Raw genomic sequence first — 18,308 nt, forward strand, 5'->3', positions numbered from 1 at the left:
GGAGGCGGATCGGCTCACGGGTTGGTGCTGAGCGCGGCCTGCAGGTCCGTCGCGGCCTTGGTCTGCCACTCGATGAACGTCATCCCGGCGGGCAGAGTTTCGGTGACCTCGACGACGGGGATGCCGGCAGCCTCGCTGGTGGTGCGAATGTCCTGTGTGACAGCGTCTTCGGTCTGAGTGTTGTAGACCAGCGCGCGGACGGACTTGGACGTGAACAGATCCCGTGTCGCGGCGATCGATGCGGGCGACGGGTCGTTGCCCTCCTCGATGGCGTCCTTGAAGTCCTCGGGAGTGCGGTCGTCGAGATCGGATTCCTCGAGGAGGTAGTGCGCGATCGGTTCGGTTTGGGCCACCGGTGCGTTCGGGAACTCGGCGGCGATCCGGTCCGTCACGTCGGTGATGGCGTGGATCTGCTCGTGGAACGTTTCGGCGTTGGCGGTGTACTGCGCGGCGTTGTCCGGGTCGAGCTGACCGAGCTTGTCGGCGATCTCCTCGGCGGTGTGCGCTGCGACCTCGGCGTTGTACCAGACGTGTTCGTTGACCTCACCGTGCGAGTGGCCGTCTTCGGTCGCGGGTTCGGTTGCGGGCTCGGTTGCTGCCTCGGACGTCGTCTCGGAGTCGTGATCGTGGTCCGCGTCGAGCAACGGGAAGGCATCGACGGACGGCACGTCCTTGCCCTCGGAGCCGAGGATGTCCTCGATGAACTGGTCGTAGCCACCGCCGTTGTAGACCACCAAGGACGCCTCGGCAACCGCGGCGGCGTCACCGGGGCTCGCCTCGTACGAGTGTGGATCTGCCGACGGGTCGGCGATGATCGACTTCACGGTGGCCAGGTCGCCCGCAACGGCCTCGGCAACGCTGCCCCACACGTTCGTCGACGCGACGATCGTGATCGGACCGTCGACGGGGTTGGCCGGCGCGGACTCGGTGCTCGTCGGCTCGTTCGAGCTGCACGCGGTCAGTGCCAGCGCGGCAGCGCAGGTCAGGCCGATGAGGGCCGAGCTCTTGACCCGAGACGGGCGGTGGAAGGACGACATCGATGTACTCCTGAAGGCAGGGCTTGACGCTAATGGAAACCGTTACCGTTGTACTCTAGCTCTCGGGCGGGCTCGGTATCGAATCGGACGAGCCCAACCTCGATTTTCACTGCAGCATGGTGTGGGACTAACGTCCCGGTTATGGCCAGGTCAAGCGAGCCCCGACGTCAAGCGACGTTGGCGTCGATCGCAGCCGAGCTGAAGGTATCGCGAACCACCGTCTCGAACGCCTACAACCGACCCGATCAACTCTCGCCCGAACTGCGCGAACGCGTTCTCCAGGCAGCCAAACGACGCGGTTACGCAGGCCCGGACCCGGTCGCGCGATCGCTGCGCACCCGCAAAGCCGGAGCCATCGGACTACTGCTCACCGAAGCCCTCAGCTACTCCTTCCGCGACCCCGCCGCCATGAGCTTCCTCGCCGGTCTCGCCGAATCCTGCGAGGCCGCAGGACAAGGACTGCTGCTCATCCCCGCCGGAGCCGAACGCGACGACGTCCAAGCCGCAGCCGTCGTCCAACAAGCAGGGGTCGACGGGTTCGTCGTCTACTCCGTCGCCGACGACGACCCCTACCTGGCCGCAGTGCGCGAACGACACCTACCGATCGTCGTGTGCGACCAACCCCGCAACATTCCCGAGGCCGCCCTCGTCGCAATCGACGACCGCGTCGCCATGAAAATGCTCGCCGCACATCTGATCTCGCTGGGACACGAACATCTTGCAGTGCTGTGCATGCGGCTCGGACGCGACCGCCGCGATGGCGTCGTACCCCCGGGGCGGCTGGCCGACAGTCACTTCCACGTCCAACGTGAACGCATCGCCGGCGTCCAGGCCGCGATGATCGACGCCGGACTCGACCCCGACACCCTCACCGTCGTCGAGCGATTCGACCACACCGTGCGCTCCGGCCACTCCGCCGCAGCCCAGGCACTACAGGCCAACCGCGAGACCACCGCACTGCTGTGCACCACCGACGTCATCGCCCTCGGTGCACTCAACTTCGCCAGAGTCTCGGGAATCGATGTGCCGAGCCAACTCTCGGTCACCGGATTCGACGGCATCTCCGACGCCATTCGCGAGAACCTGACCACCGTGCGCCAGGACGCCGAGGAAAAAGGCCGCCGCGCAGGCAAACTGGTGCTCTCGTCCTCACACTCGGGCATCGTTGCCGCCGAAACTCTCCCGACCGAACTCTTCCGCGGCCGCACCGCAGCACCGCCGCCGGCTCAACCGCCCGCAATTGCCTGACCAGCTGCCCTCGCCCGTTTGCCCGCTCACCCCAGATTTGCGCCCCATTTGGGATCAATGTGGGTTTCAGTCACTCAGAGTGCAACAAAGCCACATTCATTCAGTGTCGGCTGGAACCCCGTTCGGGATGAATGTGGGTTTCAGTCAGTCTGACTGCAACAAAGGCGCATTGATCCCAACTGGTGAGGAGTGAACCGGGGGTGGGGGTCAGACGGGCTGACCGCTGAGCAATCTCGCGCAACGCAGCAGACCCAGGTGACTGTAGGCCTGGGGGTGGTTGCCGAGAGAGCGTTCGGCAATCGGGTCGTATTCCTCACTGAGCAGTCCGGTCGGTCCGGCGGCGCTGACGAGTTGAGCGAACAGAGCCTCGGCCTCGGCGCGTTGGCCCACCAGCAGGTATGCCTCGACGAGCCACGCTGCGCACAGGTGGAATCCGCCTTCGCCGCCGGGCAGACCGTCGTCGTGGCGGTAGCGGTAGACCGTCGATCCGCTGCGCAGTTCGGCTTCGGTTGCAGTGACGGTGGCTGCGAAACGCGGGTCCGACGGCTCGATCAGTCCGGACAGGCCGATGTACAGCGTCGCGGCGTCGAGGTCGGTGCCGTCGTATGCGGCGGTGAAGGACTGCACTTCGTCGTTCCAGCCGTTGGCGAGCACTTCTTCTCGGATGGTGTCACGAAGCTCGGTCCAGCTCGATTCTGCTGTGCGACCGAAGGTTTCGGCCAGACCGATGGCGCGGTCCACCGTCGTCCAGCCCATCACCTTCGAGTAGACGTGGTGGCGGGGATTGTCTCGGATTTCCCAGATGCCGTGATCGGGTTCGAACCAGCGTCGTTCGACGGCTTCGACCATCGCGCGGACGAGGTCCCAGTCGTCGTCGGACAGACCGTTCTCCGACCCCGCGGCTTTGCGGGCGTGTGCGAGGGCGGACACCAATTCGACGATGGGGCCGAAGACGTCGAGCTGAACCTGTTGGTTGGCAGCGTTTCCCACGCGGACCGGACGCGATCCGGCGTAGCCGGGCAGCTCGTCGATGACGGCCTCGGGCGGCAGGCCCAGGCCCCAGATGGTGTAGAGCGGGTGCAGGCGTTCGGGTCCCGACACCGATTCGAGTACCCCGTGAATCCACGAGAGGTAGTTCTCGGCCTCGGCTGTCGATCCGACGTCGACCAGTGCGGTCGCGGTCAGTGCAGCGTCGCGCAGCCAGCAGTATCGGTAGTCCCAGTTGCGCACTCCTCCGATGTCTTCGGGCAGCGAGGTGGTGGCGGCAGCCATGATCGAGCCGGACTCGGAGTGCACGAGGCCACGCAAGGTCAGGGCCGATCGCTTCATCAGATCGCGCTTGAGCGGCGGCAGATTCAGGCCGTCGGCCCAGTCCTTCCAGTACGACTCCGATGCTCGACGCCGTTCGACCTCGGGCCACGGGTGCTCGCTCAGATCGTCTGTGCCGAGCCGCAATTCGAGAACGATCGGCCCGTTCGACGGGTCGACCTCGGCGTGGGCGGACTGCTGGGATCCGTCGGAGACGATGTTCCATGTGACACCGGGGCTGCGCAGGACCATCGGGTCCGCGGTGCCTAGGATGCGCAGTCCGTCGACGTCGGGTTCCAGTGACGCCCACGCCTTTCCGAACTCCGGACGCGGCGCGAACGTGACGATGGCCGGTGCCTTGCCGGTGATGACGCGGGTCAGCGCGGTCTGGCCCTGGCCGATGTCGTGCGGCAGGTAGTCGGTGACCTGCAGGCTGGCCCACTTGGTCTGCACGGTCATCGTGCCGTCCACGTACTGCTGGCTCAACGGAAGCGATGCGCGGACGGGTCCGATGCTGAAGTGTCCGGCCTGATCGCCGCCGAGCAGGTGTGCGAACACCGCTGCCGAATCGGGCTCGGGGTGACAGAGCCAGGTGACGTCGGCATCGGGAGTGAGCAGCGCGACGGCGTTGGGGCTGGCCAACATCGTCAGTCGTTCGATGCGCGGAGCGTCGGCTCCGGAGAGCCACTGCCGACGCTCCTCGAGCAGGAACGCCAGTGCCAGTGCCACGTGCTCGGTGCTGTCGATACGGAATTCGGCGAGAGTATCGCCCGGTCCGATCTTGACCCCGATGTCGGGTCCGTGCAGGTGGCCGAATGCCTTCTCGTCGGTGACGTCGTCGCCGAAAAAGACTGCGGCAGTGGAGGCTTCCTGATGTCTGAGGATATCGAGGGCGACGCCCTTGTCGGTGATGATGACGGCCAGCTCGATGACGGACTTGCCTTCGGTCACCTGGACGCCGTCGCGTGCGGCAGCACCGGAACGCACGGCGGCCAGGGCTTCCTCGCCCGCGGCGGGCTCGGCGTTGCGCACGTGCAGTGCGACGCTGGCCGGCTTGGTTTCGATACTCACGCCCGGATGGGCGTCGGCGATGGCTTGGAGCTCGCCGGTGATGACGGTGAGGAGCTTCTTGGCGTCGTCGTCGATGGCGTTGACGAACCCGGCGTCGAACTCGCTGCCGTGGCTGCCCACGAGCTGCACCTCGGACGGCAATCGCGAGAGGATCGCGAGATCGCGGAGGGCGCGGCCGGAGATGACCGCAGCGTTGGTGCCGGCGAGGGAGGCGAGCCCGCGCATGGCACTGACGGACTCGGGGTGCGGGAAGGCCTTCTGTGGGTCGGAGACGATCGGAGCCATGGTTCCGTCGTAATCGGACGCGACGAGCAAACGCGGAGTCCGAGCGACTCCGACGAGTGCGCGGCGAAGTTCGAGCGGCAATTCGAGAGCAGTCACGCGTCGAATCTAGGCGATGAACCTCGTCTCGGCGTACCTGGCTTCGTGCGCCCGGTGTATCACTGCTGGTCGGGAACCAGACCGGGCGATGGCGTCACACCGGAAGCAGCCGACATCGACCTCGCGGACTTGGTGACGATGGCCAACATCGCTCGTTGGGCGGCGTCGGCGTCACCGGACTGGATGGAGGACGCGACCACTCCGTGCAACCGGATGGCCTCGGGGTCTGCTTGCCGCGACATCAAGGCATGGCGGGTGCGTCCGGCGAGTACCTCGACGACGATGTCCGACATCGACCGCAACATGGGATTGCCCGACGCCTCCAACAGCGTGCGGTGAAAGTTGCAGTCGTGTTCGAGGTAGGCCTCCGAGTCCGCGGAACGCGACGTCGACGACATTCCGATGACGGCAGCGGTGAGCGCCCCGCAGTGCTCGGGGGTGGCTCGGTGGGCAGCGAGTTTGGCTGCCAAAGGTTCGATACCGGACCGCAGTTCGCTGAGCAGCAGCAGCTGCTCGGCGCGGGCAGGCCCGGCCAGTTGCCAGCGGATGACCACCGGGTCGAGGGAGTTCCAGTTCTGCGAACCCAGCACCGTGATGCCGACGCGTCGCCGAACGGTGAGCAGGCCCAGTGACTCGAGAACACGAACGACTTCTCGCACCACGGTTCGCGATACGGCGAACCGCACGGCGACGTCGTCGGCCGAGATTCGGGTGCCACTCGGGATCGCGCCACTCACGATGTCGCGCCCGAGCTCGTCGAGCACCGAATCGTGGAGTTGGCGAAAATCATTGGTCTCGGTCATGTCCGATCGATCGTCCCACGGGTTGCCCGGTTTCTCGCGTCTGTCCGATCCCGATGCACCGGATGGAGCAGTATCGAGGCATGGCAGCAGAGAAGACAGGCAGAGCGCACCATCCGGTTCTCGTGGTGATGGGGGTATCCGGATCGGGCAAATCAACCGTGGCAGGCATCCTCGCCGGAGCCTTGAAATGGGACCTCCAAGAGGGCGACGACCTGCACCCGGACGCCAACGTCGCGAAGATGGCGTCGGGTCAGCCCCTGACCGACGAGGACCGATGGCCGTGGCTCGACATCATCGCCGAGTGGATCACCGACCACACCAGCACGGGACGATCGGGAATCGTGACGTGCTCGGCACTCAAACGGTCGTATCGGGACGTACTCAGCGCAGGAGCCAGGGACGGGGCGCCGGTGATCTTCGTGCACCTGGCCGGAACCAAGGACCGAATCAGCGGGCGTCTGAATGCACGGATGGACCACTTCATGCCGTCCTCGCTGCTGGACACCCAGATCTCGACACTGGAACCCCTCGGCGACGACGAGAACGCCATCGTCGTCGACATCGGCCCGCCGCCCACCAAAATCGCCGAACACGTCCTCGTCGAACTGGAAAAACGCGCAGGAATGTCCGAAAGCCACTGAGTGCTGCCTGCCTCTGCCCTCTCGCTCCCCACCCGGGTTCGGATCAATGCGGGATTCAGTCGGTCAGAGTGCGGCAATGGGACATTGATCCACACCCGGGGGCCGAAACAGGGCAGAGGTCCGGGGCGGAGTGTCCGGTAAGTGCATATTCCAAGCAAGCGCGCTTGATTTTAAGTACTACGAATGACCGAAAGGACTTGTAAAAGTACGACGAATGCGAGAAGGTGAGCTTGTTCACTTTTCAGTGAGGAGACAGCTCATGGTGCGAGGCGCACCCGCCAGGCCGGTCCAACTTCCCGTTCCCAACGCAGATGTCTGGGACTGGCAACTCGACGGTCTGTGTCGTGGTCTCGACTCGTCCGTGTTCTTCCATCCCGAGGGGGAGCGAGGCCGTGCCCGCGCCACTCGGGAAAAGACCGCCAAGCAGGTCTGCGGCCGATGCCCGGTGCTCGAGCAATGCCGTCAGCACGCACTCGAAGCGAACGAGCCGTACGGCGTGTGGGGCGGAATGTCTGCACACGATCGCGCAGACTTCTACCGCGGAGCCGTTCGTACCGCTTGATCGGAACCTGTCGGTGGGCTCGTGTTTCATGACGACCCATGAACAAGGTCCTGCGTGCGACGCTCGTCAGTGCGGTCGTCATCACCACCGTCATCGGAATCGCGTCGTTCGTGCTGAGTTTCGCCGCACTGTGGGATCTCGCCACGATGGCGGGCGTCCCGCGATCGCTGTCGTGGCTGTGGCCGGTGATCGTCGACGGCACCATCTTGCAGGCCACGATCTCCGTCATCGCACTCGCCCAATTCGAGGAACAACGCAGTGGTCGACGCTTCTTCTGGGGCGTGTTGATCACGGCAGCTCTGGTCAGTATCGGCGCAAATGCTATGCACGCCTTCATTTCCGACGCCGGAACACTGCATCCGGCGCTGTCGGCGGCCATCGCGACGGTCGCCCCGGTCAGTCTGTTGGCCGCGACCCACGGACTCGGCATCCTCGTCCGAGTGCCGGCCGAACTGCCGCGCGACGTCGAACTACCCGAACCCGAACAGACCCATGAAATCGCACAGGTCCATGCGGTCGAACAGGCAGGCAAGGCCGAGGCGCAACAGCACCACACAACCGAGCAACCCGATGACGTCGAGTCGAGCATCGCAGACGTTCCGGTCGATGCCCGAAGGCTGACGGTCCCCGTCGCCGCGAGCATCGACGACCATGACGGCGACACCGCGGGCGCGCGAACCCAGGAGACGCTGATCGAGCACGTTCGGGTCGATGCGCCGGCGAGCGATATTCCGGTCACATCCGTGCGCACGGTCGAACCATTGGACGACGTCGATCGCTGGATTCTCGACGAAGAACGGGTGGACGATCTCTATCCCGTCGACGCTCCGTGACATCCGGTGGCACCATCGAGTGATGAGCCAGAATCTGCCGAGATCCGTAGTTCCCGAGAAGCCGAAGCCGGGTCAGGAGTCGGTGTGGGATTACCCCCGTCCACCGAAGCTCGAGTCCTCCAACCGTTCGCTGGTCGTCCGGCTCGGTGGCGAGGTGGTCGCGCGCACCACCGCTGCGTACCGAGTGCTCGAAACCAGCCATCCGCCCACCTGGTACATCTCTCCCGCAGACGTGGTTCCGGGTGCGTTGACGCCGTCCGAGGCCCGGTCGACGCACTGCGAATGGAAGGGCGCGGCGACGTACTGGGACGTGCACGGCGGCGACGCCGTGGCACCGGCCGCGGGGTGGAGCTACGAGAACCCGACACCGCGGTTCGCCGAGATCGCCGGCTACCTCGCGTTCTCACCCAGCCGACTCGACTGCGAAATCGACGGCGAGGCGGTCCGGCCGCAAGAAGGCGGTTTCTACGAGGGCTGGATCACCGACGACGTGGTCGGCCCGTTCAAGGGCATCCCAGGCTCCTACGGCTGGTGATCACTCACCCCGCGGGTAGCTCGGCGCGCGGGATGATCTGAATCGAACTCGTTGCGCCGGGGTCGCTGCCGGTCACCAGAACGTCCCCGGTGCGCGGGTCCACGGCAACGGAGTTGGCCTGTGTCACGGTCGGGACGTCGCCCAGGATTCGCGGTGCGGAGACGTCCGAAACATCGACCACGCGCAACAGATTCGACGCGGTCAGCGTCACGAACAGCAGTGCCCGGTCGCGGTCGACGGCAAGTCCGTACGGATTACCCGGGGCCTCGATCGACGCGGTCTGGCGGATACTCCCCGCAGCGTCGACCGAAGCGAGAAGAACGGTCCCGCCGTCGGTATCGGCGAACCCGGCCGTTGTCTCGTTCACCGTCACGGCGTGGGTCAGCTTGACGCCGATCGGGGCCTGCGCCACCTCCCGCTGGGTCGCGCCGTCGTAGACCCACACACCGTTGCCCTGCACGTCTGCGACGGCGGCGTACGGACCGAGAGCGGCAGCGCCACCGGGCTGGACCGGGCCCGGCGGTAGCTCCGACAAGACCGATCCCTCGCGCAGGAAGATCACCCCGCCGCCCATCTCGTTGGTGGCCACGATCGTGCCGCCGGAGGTGAGCACCGCGTCGTGCGGCTGCCGTCCGACACCCGTGGCCGTGGACAGGATCGCACCGTCGTTCAGCGCCACTTCGAGTAGTTCGTCACTGCCTTCGAGCGGGGCCAGGACCGGGCCGTCGGGACCTGCCAGCGACAGGTGCCGGGGTGCGCCCGTCGTCTGGACCATCTGCCGGACGGCACCCGTCGCCGCGTCGAACAGCACCACGCCGTCGGGCTCGCGTACTCCGGCGGCGGCGATGCCCGACGTCCCCACGACGATGCCCTCGGGAGCCCCCGGGAGCGGAACGACAGTTCCGACGGGATCGGCAGAATCGGGCGCCTGGGCGGGTTCGGCTGCCGGAGTTGTTGCCGGAGTGGATGCCGGCGAGGGGGATTCGTCAGGGGTAGACGAGCACCCCACGAGCAGGAGGCACATGACCGTCGCCGCGGCGAGAGCGGTTTTCACGATCGGCGGTACTGCTCGAAGTGCAGGGCATCGTCCAGTGGACGCCCCGTGCGCCAGCCGAATCGCTCGAGATCCGGTACCTCCTGGAACGACTCGACCGGGCCCACGCACAACCATGCGATCGGACGCACCGGGGCGGGGATGTCGAGCAGTTCGGTGAGGTACGCCTCGTCGTAGAACGACACCCAGCCGACCCCGACGTTCTCGGCTATCGCTGCGAGCCAGAGGTTTTCGATGGCCAGTACTGCCGAGAACAATCCGGTGTCGTCGACGGTGTCGCGGCCGAGGACGTGCGGGCCTCCCCGGTTCGGGTCGTACGTGACCACCACTCCGGTGCCGCTGGTCTCGATCCCTTCGATACGGATGGGATCGAACGTCTGTCGGCGCTCGGAGTCGAGCTTGTCCGCGAAGTCCTGTCGGCAGTCGGCGACGTGTGCGGCGAAGGCGCTCAACGTGTCGGGTTTGCGGACCACCACGAAATCCCAGGGCTGGGTGTTACCGACGCTCGGTGCCTGATGCGCTGCGCCGAGGATGCGGCGCAAGGTGTCGTCGTCGACGACGGTTCCGTCGAACTCGGCTCGCACGTCGCGGCGAGATCGAATGGCCGCGTATACCGACAGTGTGGCTTCGGTCATGATATCCGTTCTCCGATAACAGTTTTCAGGTTCTCGTTCAGTTCGTCGACGAGGGCGGGCAGGTGCTCACCGGGGGTGGGGCGGCCCAGATGGAAGCCCTGCGCCCGTCCGCATCGCAGCTCACGCAACACCGATACCGTCCTTTCGTCCTCCACGCCCTCTGCGGTCACCGACAGCCCCAGTGTGCGCGCCAGTTCGATGGTCGAGCGAACGATGGCGGCGTGAGTGGCATTGTGCGACATTCCGCTGACGAACGTTCGATCTATCTTGAGTTCCTGGACCGGGAGGCGCTCGATGTAGGCCAGGGAACTGTAGCCCGTGCCGTAATCGTCGATGGCGACCTGCACTCCCATGGCGTGCAGACCGGCCAGCACCTCGGTGGCACCGGCGGGGTCGGTCATCGCGGAGCTCTCGGTCACCTCCAAGGTCAACTGCTCTGCAGGGCAATCGAACTCGGACAGGGCTCGGGACACGTGGAAAATCAGACTGTCGTCGAACAGGTTTCGGGTGGAGATGTTGACGGCCATGCGCAGGTTCAGGCCCGATGCTGCCCATCGCTGTCGTTCCGCCAGGGCTTGCTCGAGGACGTAGCGGGTCAGTGGGCGGATCAGTCCGGTGTGCTCGGCCGTGGGCAGAAATGCGCTGGGAGAGAGAATGTCTCCGCTCGGGTGGTACCAACGCAGCAGGGCTTCGACCCCCACCACGGTCATGGAGTCCAGGTCGACCTGGGGCTGATAGCGCAGTCTCAGTTGATCCGACGCGAGGGCGGCGGTGAGCTCGCCCAGCATTATCAACTGCTCGCTCTTGTCCCGGTCCATGGACCGGTCGTAGTACGCGACGCGCGATTGCACGGTCTTCGCGGCCTGCACGGCGAGGTCGGCGCGCTGCACCAGACGGTCGGGTGTGGCGTCGTCCTCGGCGACGCCCGCCGGGGCGTTCGTCGCCACCCCCACGGATGCTTCGATGAGCAACGACATGTTGCCCACCTCGAACGGCGTCGAGAATTGTTCCAGTATGTCGCGGGCGAGGGCTGCGGGATCCATCGAATCCGACTCACCGCACAGCGCGAATTCGTCACCGGCCAAGCGTGCCAACAGGATCGCGTCGTCGCCTACCGTGCGCAGTCGAGTGGCGACGGCGGCCAGCACCTGATCTCCGAGGCCCCGTCCGAACGTGTCGTTGATTTCGGTGAAGCGGTCGATGTCGACCGTCAGCAACGTCGATTCACCGGCGTTGCCGTAGATCCGGTGTTCGAGAGCGCGCAGATTGGCCAGCCCGGTGAGGTGGTCGGTGTCGGCGACGGCACGGAGCTGAACGGTCTGGGTGTGCAGCAGCCGCAGCAGGTCGGTGATGCGCAAGATCACCAGGACCACCAGAATGCCCGCGCACAGCATGACCGCCCATCCCCATTGTGCGATCGGCTTCTCGCGCACGACTTCGACGACCATCACGGCGGGGGCGGTGAGCGTGGCGGCGGTCAGCACGACGACGGACGGTGTAGTGAACGACGCCATCAGGTGGGCGTCGGATTCGATGGTGGGGCCGGTGATTCTCCGCATCGACGGGTGGAGTGCGGCGACGCCGATGAGGACGTAGGACAACGTCCACCCCGCGTCGAGCAGCGAGCGGTCGGCCGAGGAATCGGACACGATGGAGAAGTTGTTCACGGTGTCGGTGACGACGAGCAGGACCACCGCCGCGGTGAGCAGTCGGTAGGACAGTGCCCGCCACTGACGAGAGCCGACGAAGTGGGCGAGCAACCCGAGCAGAAAGATGTCCATCGCGGGATAGGCGACATCGACCAGCCCGGCGACGCCGGAAATGCCGTCCCCGTCCAGCGACGGTTGGACCGCAAAAACCCAGGTGAGCAGTGCGAATGCGACCATCACGATAGCGCTGTTGGCGATGTGGCCGCGTTCGCTCGCCCGCCACTTGTGCCGGACCAGCAGGAACAGTCCGAAACCGTAGATCGGGTAGCCGACGAGGTAGAGCGCGTCGGCGAGCGACGGATAGGGCGCGACGCCTCCGCCGGCGTGAAGCCACTCGTAGACGATGTCGCCGAGCACCCACACCGCGGTGCCCGCGGCGATGCTCCACCAGGCGGTTCGGTTGCGCGGACGGTTCAGCCTGGTTCCCACGATCGTGGCGGCGACGGCGGACGCCCCGACCACGACGAAGATCGATTGCGACCAGACGGAGTCGGGCACCGCGAAGTAGGCGATGCAGCCGAGTACGCCGAGTGCTCCGTACCACCGCCACCAGGCCGTCACAGTTGTCTCCAGCCGTTCGCGTGATCCGACGACTCAACAATGGCACATCAGGTGACCTGGGTCACTTTCTCGGGGTGTTTTTCGGGCTCGATGCAGGTAACGGGGATGTCGGTGCCTCGTGGGAGCATGAAGACGTGGAGTCGAGCGCCGAAAAGGCGAAGAGCGGGGAAGCGAGCATCATGCATGCCGATCTCGACTCCTTCTATGCCTCGGTGGAGCAGCGAGACGACCCGCGGCTGCGGGGAAAACCGGTGATCGTCGGCGGGGGAGTGGTACTCGCGGCCAGCTACGAGGCCAAGGCCTTCGGGGTACGCACCGCGATGAGCGGTGGGCAGGCGCGGGCGGTCTGTCCGCAGGCGATCGTCGTGCCGCCGCGTATGGATGCGTACTCCCAGGCGAGCAAGGACGTGTTCGACGTCTTTCACGACACGACGCCGCTCGTCGAGGGAATCTCCATCGACGAGGCCTTTCTCGACGTCGGAGGCCTGCGCAAGATAGCGGGCAGTGCACTCGACATCGGGCAGCAACTGCGCCGCGACGTCGCCGAACAGGTCGGGCTCCCGATCACCGTCGGGATTGCCACCACCAAGTTCCTGGCGAAGGTGGCCAGTGCGTTCGCCAAACCCGACGGGCTGCTGTTGGTGCCACCCGGTGGTGAACTCGAGTTCCTGCACCCGCTGAACATCGAAAGGCTGTGGGGCGTCGGCAAGGTCACCGCCGAGAAGCTGCACGTACTCGACATCAGAACCGTGGGAGACATCGCGGCCTACGGCGAGAGATCGCTGGCCTCGGTGTTGGGAAAGGGCGCAGGAGCGCACCTGTACGCACTGGCCATGGGACGAGATCCGCGCCGCGTGCAGCCCGGAAAGTCGCGCAGTTCCATCGGTGCCCAGCGGGCCCTGGGCCGCGGGCGGCACGACGCGGCCGAGGTGGAGGCGTCGTTGATCGGCCTCGTCGATCGCGTCACGCACCGAATGCGGGGCGCGCAGCGGACCGGCCGAACCGTGATGTTGCGCTTGCGGTTTGCCGATTTCACCCGGGCCACCCGATCGCACACCCTCGATCGCGCCACCGCCGACACCCGGGACATCCTCGATGCCGCACTCGAGCTGCTGCACGAGGCGGCTCCGCTGATCGCGGAGAAGGGCATCACTCTGGTCGGGGTGACGGTCTCGAGCATCGACAGGGGCGGAGCCGAGCAACTGGAACTGCAGTTCCACCCCCCCTCGGTACGTAGACCACCCGAGGCGTCGGCACTCGACCGTGCGTTGGACGGGGTGCACAAGAAGTTCGGGTCGACGTCGCTGACGCGCGGGGTACTGCTCGGACGAGACCCGGGGGTATCGGTACCGCTGCTGCCGGACTGACTACGTGCGCACCGTCGGCTGCACCCGAAAGCCCTCGGGCATCATGGTCAGCCGCTCCGTGACCTTCAGTCGATACGACGGGTCGGCCTGCAGATCGAAGCGTTGCAGCACGGTTCCGAGTACCAGTACGGCCTCATGGATGGCGAATTGCCTTCCGATGCATGCTCTTTCGCCCGTCCCGAAGGGCTTGTACACGTGCGCCGGCCGAGCTTTGATGCGGGCGGGCAGAAAGTTGTCGGGGTCGAATTTCTCCGGCCGATCGCCCCACACCGGATCTCGGTGCAGGGCCGTCGCGAGCACGATCGCCCAGTCTCCTGCCGCCATGGGGTAGCCGTCGCCGATGACGGTGTCGGCTCGTGCGCCGCGTCCGAACGCGGGAACCGTCGGCCACAGACGCAGTGATTCGTCCAGGACTCGGCGGACGTACCGGAGTTTGGGGACCTGGCCGAACTCGGGCTTGTCCGTCCCCCAGATCTCGTCCACCTCGGCCCTGGCACGTTCGAAGACCTCGGGGTGGGTGGCCAGGAAGTACAGTGCGAAAGACAATGCACCAGAGGTGGTCTCGTGCCCGGCGATCAAGAACGTCAGAATCTGGTGGCCGATGTTGGCTTCGCTCAGGGCATTCGGGTTGTCGGCCTCGCGCGCCGCGTCCATCATGATCTGCAGTAGGTCGGTGAAGTCCCCGTCGGACTGTCGACGAGTACGTACGACGTCGGTGAGTACCTCGGCCAGGTACTTCTTGTTCTGCTCGTATCGGCGGTCCGATCGGGCGAACAGCGGCGCGGCGAACGCCGGGATCGATACCAACGCCCGCCGTTGGTTGTACGTCAGTGCGCCGACCATCGCGGACACGAACGGGTGTGGTTCGGCGCGGGTGAACGAGCCGAAGCTGTAGCTGAATCCGGTGCGTCCGATGGTCTCGAGCGTCAGCTTCGTCATGTCCGAGGACACATCGGTCGTCGACGCGTCGCGCGAACGCTCGCTCCAGTGCTCGATCAGATCGTCCGCGACGTTCACCATGATGTCGTGGTAGCCGCGCATGGCTCCGGCGGTGAACGCCGGCCGCAGCAGATCGTGGGCCCGTTGCCAATTGGGCTCGTGGTTGTAGGCGGTGAACAGGCCGTCGGCACCGATGTCGCGGAGGCGCTCGACGCCCGGCGGCAGGAACTTCTCGAAGCGGCGTTCGTCGCAGAGATCGCCGACCACGTCGGCACCCGAGGCGAAGACGAAGCGCTTGCCGAGGATGTGGCGCTCGAACATCGGTCCGAGCCGTGCGGCCAGAGCGGTCGAATCCTGGATCGGCGAGCGCGGGTCGACACCGATGACGTCGCCCAGTATCGGCAATCGATACGGCGGATGCGGTAGTGCGCCGTCTCGCAGTGCGAATTCCGTCGACATGGCCGCTCCTCAGTCCCCGAACCGACTCGTTGAACCGGTGTCAAATAGTGACCGTACTCATCGTTGAACTCGTGTCAAGTAAGGTTCGAAACCCCATGACCACACCTCGAAAACGCATGACACCGGAGCAGCGGCGTGCGCAGCTGATCGAGATCGGGTCGACCCTGTTCGCCGAACGTCCCTACGAGGACGTATGGATCGAGGAAGTGGCAGACCTGGCCGGGGTCTCACGGGGTCTGATGTACCACTACTTCCCGTCCAAGCGGGAGTTCTTCGTCGAGATCGTGCGCACCGAATCCGAGCGCAACCTCGCCGTCACCGCCCCGGACCCGTCGTTGCCGGTCCTCGAGCAGATAGCCGCCGGACTCGACGCCTACATCGCCTACACCGACGAGCATGCGCACGGCGTCCGAGCGGTCAATCGAGGCGCGCTGCTCGGAGACGACCGCATCAACGACATCCTCACGCGCGAGTTCGACATCCAGCAGCAACGCATTCTCGACGCGCTGCCCGACCAGTTCCACGACGACCAGATGATCCGGGCCGCGCTCCGCGGGTGGGTGGCATTCGTCCGCGCGGTCTGTCACGACTGGGTGGAGCGCAGGACCCTGAAGAGGGAACAGGTTCGCGAGCTGTGTCTGAAGGCGATCGCAGGTCTTCTCGAGGTGTGACCTGCGGGTCTATCGTCGGGGAATGTGCCGAAACATCACCACCCTGCGGGGATTGGAACCACACGCCACCGACGACGAGATCGAGGCTGCGGCGCGTCAGTACGTCCGCAAGATCAGCGGAGTGCAGAAGACGTCCGACGCCACCCGTGACGCGTTCGAGACGGCAGTCGCCGAGGTGACGGCCACGACGCATCGGCTGCTCGACGCCCTGCCGGACCGGCGGCAGCCACCTCCGACGGTGCCTCCGCTCAGGCGTCCGGAAGTGCAGGCGCGGATTGCCGCCAAGGCGGCTGCCGGGGCCTGACGCGCGCTAGCAGACCACTGCATCGAATGGATGGTTTTCCGCAGAATCGGACGCGCGATCGGGGTCGAGGGTGGCAAACTGGTCGAGTCAGGCGAAGGGGGTGACGATGACCGATCGACGACGACGACGCACGTTCGATTCCCGAGACGGTGACGCCGAGGTCGCCGAGCCGCTGCTGCGAGCGGTGTTGTCCTACGCGCCCCGCGACGAGTCCCCGATGCCCCATCCTTCCGAGGGCATCACCTTGCGGGCCGAGAACGGATGTGGCTCGATCCGCCTGGAATTGGCGATCGCCGACGAGCTCGGGGTAGGCGTACCGGGACCGTTCGGATCCAGATTCTACGAATGTGGATCGTTCGAAGTGGTTGTGCCGCAACGAGACCCACGCGAGGGTGCGTTGTTGATGATTCACCTGCTCGAAGCCCAGGCTCCGCATCGATTCGAGTTCACCGCATCCATGCCTGCGTGCTGGGAGTTGCGGCTCGAGCGAGACGGTTCCGTATCGGTGCTCGACGACACCGGCGACGCAGTGATATTCATCGGCCGCCCTTGGGCTTTCGACTCCGACCTGCACCCGGTGCACGTGTACTACACCATCGAGAACGGCCTGTTGGTGCAGAATGTCGGAGCTACGTCCGACACCGGATACCCCATTCTCGTCGACCCCGATCCCGAGGCGATCATCACCGGAGACGGCAGGCTCGTCACCGAGAGCTGGACACCGCGGCTGGTTGTCGGAGGCATCGTCGAGGACCTCCCGCCGCGGTCGATCTCCGGCCGAAAGATCATTCCCGGCTGAAAAGCGTTGCAGCGCAGTCAGAACGGATCGTGCTGAATGTGCTCCATCGGCGTACCGACCTTGCGCAGTGCGTACAGCGTGGTGCGCACCATCGACGGCGATCCACAGATCTGAATCTGCCGATCGGCCCACGAGCCGAACCGCGTCACCACCTTGCCCACCGGGCCGTGCAGTCGATGATGCATGCCCCACGGGAGTTCGCGCGTCGGACCCGAGTGCCACCACGGATCCTCGAGCTCCTCGGTCACCGGCACCACCGTCAACCACGGATTCGACAACGACAGCTGCCACAGTGTGTCGAGGTCGTAGAGGTCGCACGGATACGTCCCACTGACGAACAGATGCACCCGCGGATTGGTGCTGCGCTGGGCCATCTCCATCACCTGCGCGCGCAACGGTGCCAAACCGGTGCCCCCGGCGATCATCAGCACGTCCTCGCCGATCGTGCGATCGACGTGCATGCCGCCCAGCGGCGGGCTGATCAGCCAACGGTCGCCGACAGTCGTTTCGGTGACCATCGCCGGTGATACCCAGCCCCCGGATACGCGTCGAACATGGAACTCGATCTCGCCGTAGGGGTTGCTGGGAATGGCAGGGGACAGGTAGCGCCACAGTTTGGGTCGCTGCGGTATCTGCACACTGACGTACTGGCCGGGGAAGTAGGGAATCTCCCCGTCGGTCTTCAGCCGCACCACGGCCAGGTCGTCGAGCAGGCGGTGATGTTCGACGACCGTCGCGCCCCAATACGGGGGCAGCTCGTCGTTGTCGGCGGCGGCGGCCATCGCGTTGCTCACCACGGTGAGGGCGTCTCGCCAGGCGGTCTCGACCTCGTCGGTCCACATCTCGGTGCCGGCGAAGCTCCGGAAGGCGCTGATCAGCGCCGAACTCCCCGCCCGGAAATGTGCTCCGGAGATTCCGTGCTTGCGGTGGTCCCGGCCCAGCTGTTCGAGGAACGGCTCGACGCGGTCGGCGTCGTCCAGATTGTCGAAGATGTACCCCAGTGCCAGGACGAAATGCTCGCGCAATGCGTCCATCGACGCCGGGAACAGGGAACGGAAGTCAGGATATTTGGCGAAAAGGTGAGCGTAGAACGACCGGGACAGCTGTTCGGGACCGTTCGGTGCAGCCGCTACCGACTTGAATCCGGTGCGGACCAGGGAGACCGTGCGTGCGTCGAGCAACCTCCACCCCCACCGATTGACACCTTCGACCGTCACCAAAGTAGACCGATCGAGACTTTCGCGCATCAGGGCTGCGCCCTCGTGCGCGTCTTGCGCCCCTCCAGGTACGCAAAACGCGCACGAGAAAATCAAGGTTGAGCGGAACAGACTCAACTTGTCTATGGTTGTACCCAGCGACACGCTCGAACCCCACACTGGAAAGAAGGTGAC

The 18,308-nt window shown here is 65.6% G+C and carries 17 protein-coding genes; 9 read left to right on the forward strand and 8 right to left on the reverse strand.

Features of this window, described 5'->3' with window-relative positions; genetic code table 11:
* Positions 1–14: 14 nt before the first annotated feature.
* Positions 15–1,037, reverse strand: a complete 1,023-nt coding sequence (locus J2X62_RS17895) for a metal ABC transporter solute-binding protein, Zn/Mn family (protein ID WP_310182307.1) — start codon at positions 1,035–1,037, stop codon at positions 15–17.
* Between the two features lie 141 nt (positions 1,038–1,178).
* Between J2X62_RS17895 and J2X62_RS17900 the strand changes: the two genes are divergently transcribed.
* Complete coding sequence (locus J2X62_RS17900; protein ID WP_032364921.1) at positions 1,179–2,285, forward strand: LacI family DNA-binding transcriptional regulator; 1,107 nt, start codon at positions 1,179–1,181, stop codon at positions 2,283–2,285.
* A 207-nt stretch (positions 2,286–2,492) separates the two neighbouring features.
* Here the strand turns inward: J2X62_RS17900 and otsB are convergent, their stop codons facing one another.
* Both otsB and J2X62_RS17910 read right to left on the reverse strand, forming a co-directional pair.
* Positions 2,493–5,045 carry a trehalose-phosphatase gene (otsB, locus tag J2X62_RS17905; protein WP_310182309.1) on the reverse strand — a complete coding sequence of 851 codons (2,553 nt, stop codon included), beginning with the start codon at positions 5,043–5,045 and terminating at the stop codon, positions 2,493–2,495.
* Between the two features lie 59 nt (positions 5,046–5,104).
* The gene (locus tag J2X62_RS17910; protein WP_027494331.1) at positions 5,105–5,848 is read right to left on the reverse strand and encodes a FadR/GntR family transcriptional regulator; all 744 of its coding nucleotides are present in this window, start codon (positions 5,846–5,848) and stop codon (positions 5,105–5,107) included.
* Positions 5,849–5,928: 80 nt separating this feature from the next.
* Here J2X62_RS17910 and J2X62_RS17915 point away from each other — a divergent pair, with 80 nt between their 5' ends.
* The 4 genes from J2X62_RS17915 (at position 5,929) to J2X62_RS17930 (ending at position 8,419) form a co-directional block, all read left to right on the forward strand.
* Positions 5,929–6,489 (forward strand): gluconokinase, encoded by a 561-nt coding sequence (locus tag J2X62_RS17915; protein WP_032364969.1) that lies wholly within the window; start codon positions 5,929–5,931, stop codon positions 6,487–6,489.
* 259 nt (positions 6,490–6,748) lie between these two features.
* On the forward strand, positions 6,749–7,051 hold the full coding sequence (locus J2X62_RS17920) for a WhiB family transcriptional regulator (protein ID WP_032364923.1): 303 nt from the start codon (positions 6,749–6,751) through the stop codon (positions 7,049–7,051).
* Positions 7,052–7,089: 38 nt separating this feature from the next.
* A complete protein-coding gene (locus J2X62_RS17925; protein ID WP_032382196.1) occupies positions 7,090–7,884 on the forward strand; it encodes a DUF2637 domain-containing protein in 795 nt (264 codons plus the stop codon).
* A 22-nt stretch (positions 7,885–7,906) separates the two neighbouring features.
* Complete coding sequence (locus J2X62_RS17930; protein ID WP_032364925.1) at positions 7,907–8,419, forward strand: DUF427 domain-containing protein; 513 nt, start codon at positions 7,907–7,909, stop codon at positions 8,417–8,419.
* A gap of 4 nt (positions 8,420–8,423) precedes the next feature.
* Here J2X62_RS17930 and J2X62_RS17935 read toward each other — a convergent pair whose 3' ends face one another.
* The 3 genes from J2X62_RS17935 to J2X62_RS17945 are packed head-to-tail and all read right to left on the reverse strand — an operon-like array spanning position 8,424 to position 12,378.
* Positions 8,424–9,473 carry a hypothetical protein gene (locus tag J2X62_RS17935; protein ID WP_230072965.1) on the reverse strand — a complete coding sequence of 350 codons (1,050 nt, stop codon included), beginning with the start codon at positions 9,471–9,473 and terminating at the stop codon, positions 8,424–8,426.
* Positions 9,470–10,093 (reverse strand): 5,6-dimethylbenzimidazole synthase, encoded by a 624-nt coding sequence (gene bluB / locus J2X62_RS17940; protein WP_179274518.1) that lies wholly within the window; start codon positions 10,091–10,093, stop codon positions 9,470–9,472. The genes J2X62_RS17935 and bluB overlap by 4 nt, the downstream gene beginning before the upstream one ends.
* Positions 10,094–10,104: 11 nt before the next feature.
* Positions 10,105–12,378 (reverse strand): bifunctional diguanylate cyclase/phosphodiesterase, encoded by a 2,274-nt coding sequence (locus J2X62_RS17945; RefSeq protein WP_230072966.1) that lies wholly within the window; start codon positions 12,376–12,378, stop codon positions 10,105–10,107.
* Between the two features lie 134 nt (positions 12,379–12,512).
* On the opposite strand from J2X62_RS17945, the gene dinB reads away from it, so the two are divergent.
* Positions 12,513–13,745, forward strand: a complete 1,233-nt coding sequence (dinB, locus tag J2X62_RS17950; RefSeq protein WP_290369194.1) for a DNA polymerase IV — start codon at positions 12,513–12,515, stop codon at positions 13,743–13,745.
* On the opposite strand, the gene J2X62_RS17955 is transcribed toward dinB, so the two are convergent.
* On the reverse strand, positions 13,746–15,143 hold the full coding sequence (locus J2X62_RS17955) for a cytochrome P450 (protein ID WP_310182316.1): 1,398 nt from the start codon (positions 15,141–15,143) through the stop codon (positions 13,746–13,748).
* A gap of 95 nt (positions 15,144–15,238) precedes the next feature.
* Between J2X62_RS17955 and J2X62_RS17960 the strand changes: the two genes are divergently transcribed.
* The 3 genes from J2X62_RS17960 (at position 15,239) to J2X62_RS17970 (ending at position 16,917) form a co-directional block, all read left to right on the forward strand.
* On the forward strand, positions 15,239–15,814 hold the full coding sequence (locus J2X62_RS17960; protein ID WP_032386090.1) for a TetR/AcrR family transcriptional regulator: 576 nt from the start codon (positions 15,239–15,241) through the stop codon (positions 15,812–15,814).
* Between the two features lie 22 nt (positions 15,815–15,836).
* On the forward strand, positions 15,837–16,118 hold the full coding sequence (locus J2X62_RS17965; RefSeq protein WP_032373673.1) for a DUF2277 domain-containing protein: 282 nt from the start codon (positions 15,837–15,839) through the stop codon (positions 16,116–16,118).
* A 106-nt stretch (positions 16,119–16,224) separates the two neighbouring features.
* Positions 16,225–16,917 carry a hypothetical protein gene (locus J2X62_RS17970; protein WP_201011318.1) on the forward strand — a complete coding sequence of 231 codons (693 nt, stop codon included), beginning with the start codon at positions 16,225–16,227 and terminating at the stop codon, positions 16,915–16,917.
* A 17-nt stretch (positions 16,918–16,934) separates the two neighbouring features.
* Here the strand turns inward: J2X62_RS17970 and J2X62_RS17975 are convergent, their stop codons facing one another.
* Complete coding sequence (locus J2X62_RS17975; protein ID WP_094622946.1) at positions 16,935–18,098, reverse strand: globin domain-containing protein; 1,164 nt, start codon at positions 18,096–18,098, stop codon at positions 16,935–16,937.
* Positions 18,099–18,308: the final 210 nt, after the last annotated feature.

The sequence above is a fragment of the Rhodococcus sp. 3258 genome, assembly GCF_031456475.1.
GTDB lineage: Bacteria > Actinomycetota > Actinomycetes > Mycobacteriales > Mycobacteriaceae > Rhodococcoides > Rhodococcoides fascians.

Excerpts from the sequence above, each read along its gene's own strand:
- J2X62_RS17925 (WP_032382196.1), top strand. The coding sequence starts at position 7,090 with ATGAACAAGGTCCTGCGTGCGACGCTCGTCAGTGCGGTCGTCATCACC.
- J2X62_RS17930 (WP_032364925.1), top strand. The coding sequence starts at position 7,907 with ATGAGCCAGAATCTGCCGAGATCCGTAGTTCCCGAGAAGCCGAAGCCG.
- J2X62_RS17955 (WP_310182316.1), bottom strand. The coding sequence starts at position 15,143 with ATGTCGACGGAATTCGCACTGCGAGACGGCGCACTACCGCATCCGCCG.
- J2X62_RS17965 (WP_032373673.1), top strand. The coding sequence starts at position 15,837 with ATGTGCCGAAACATCACCACCCTGCGGGGATTGGAACCACACGCCACC.
- J2X62_RS17960 (WP_032386090.1), top strand. The coding sequence starts at position 15,239 with ATGACCACACCTCGAAAACGCATGACACCGGAGCAGCGGCGTGCGCAG.
- J2X62_RS17910 (WP_027494331.1), bottom strand. The coding sequence starts at position 5,848 with ATGACCGAGACCAATGATTTTCGCCAACTCCACGATTCGGTGCTCGAC.
- J2X62_RS17900 (WP_032364921.1), top strand. The coding sequence starts at position 1,179 with ATGGCCAGGTCAAGCGAGCCCCGACGTCAAGCGACGTTGGCGTCGATC.
- J2X62_RS17920 (WP_032364923.1), top strand. The coding sequence starts at position 6,749 with ATGGTGCGAGGCGCACCCGCCAGGCCGGTCCAACTTCCCGTTCCCAAC.
- J2X62_RS17970 (WP_201011318.1), top strand. The coding sequence starts at position 16,225 with ATGACCGATCGACGACGACGACGCACGTTCGATTCCCGAGACGGTGAC.
- J2X62_RS17895 (WP_310182307.1), bottom strand. The coding sequence starts at position 1,037 with ATGTCGTCCTTCCACCGCCCGTCTCGGGTCAAGAGCTCGGCCCTCATC.
- J2X62_RS17915 (WP_032364969.1), top strand. The coding sequence starts at position 5,929 with ATGGCAGCAGAGAAGACAGGCAGAGCGCACCATCCGGTTCTCGTGGTG.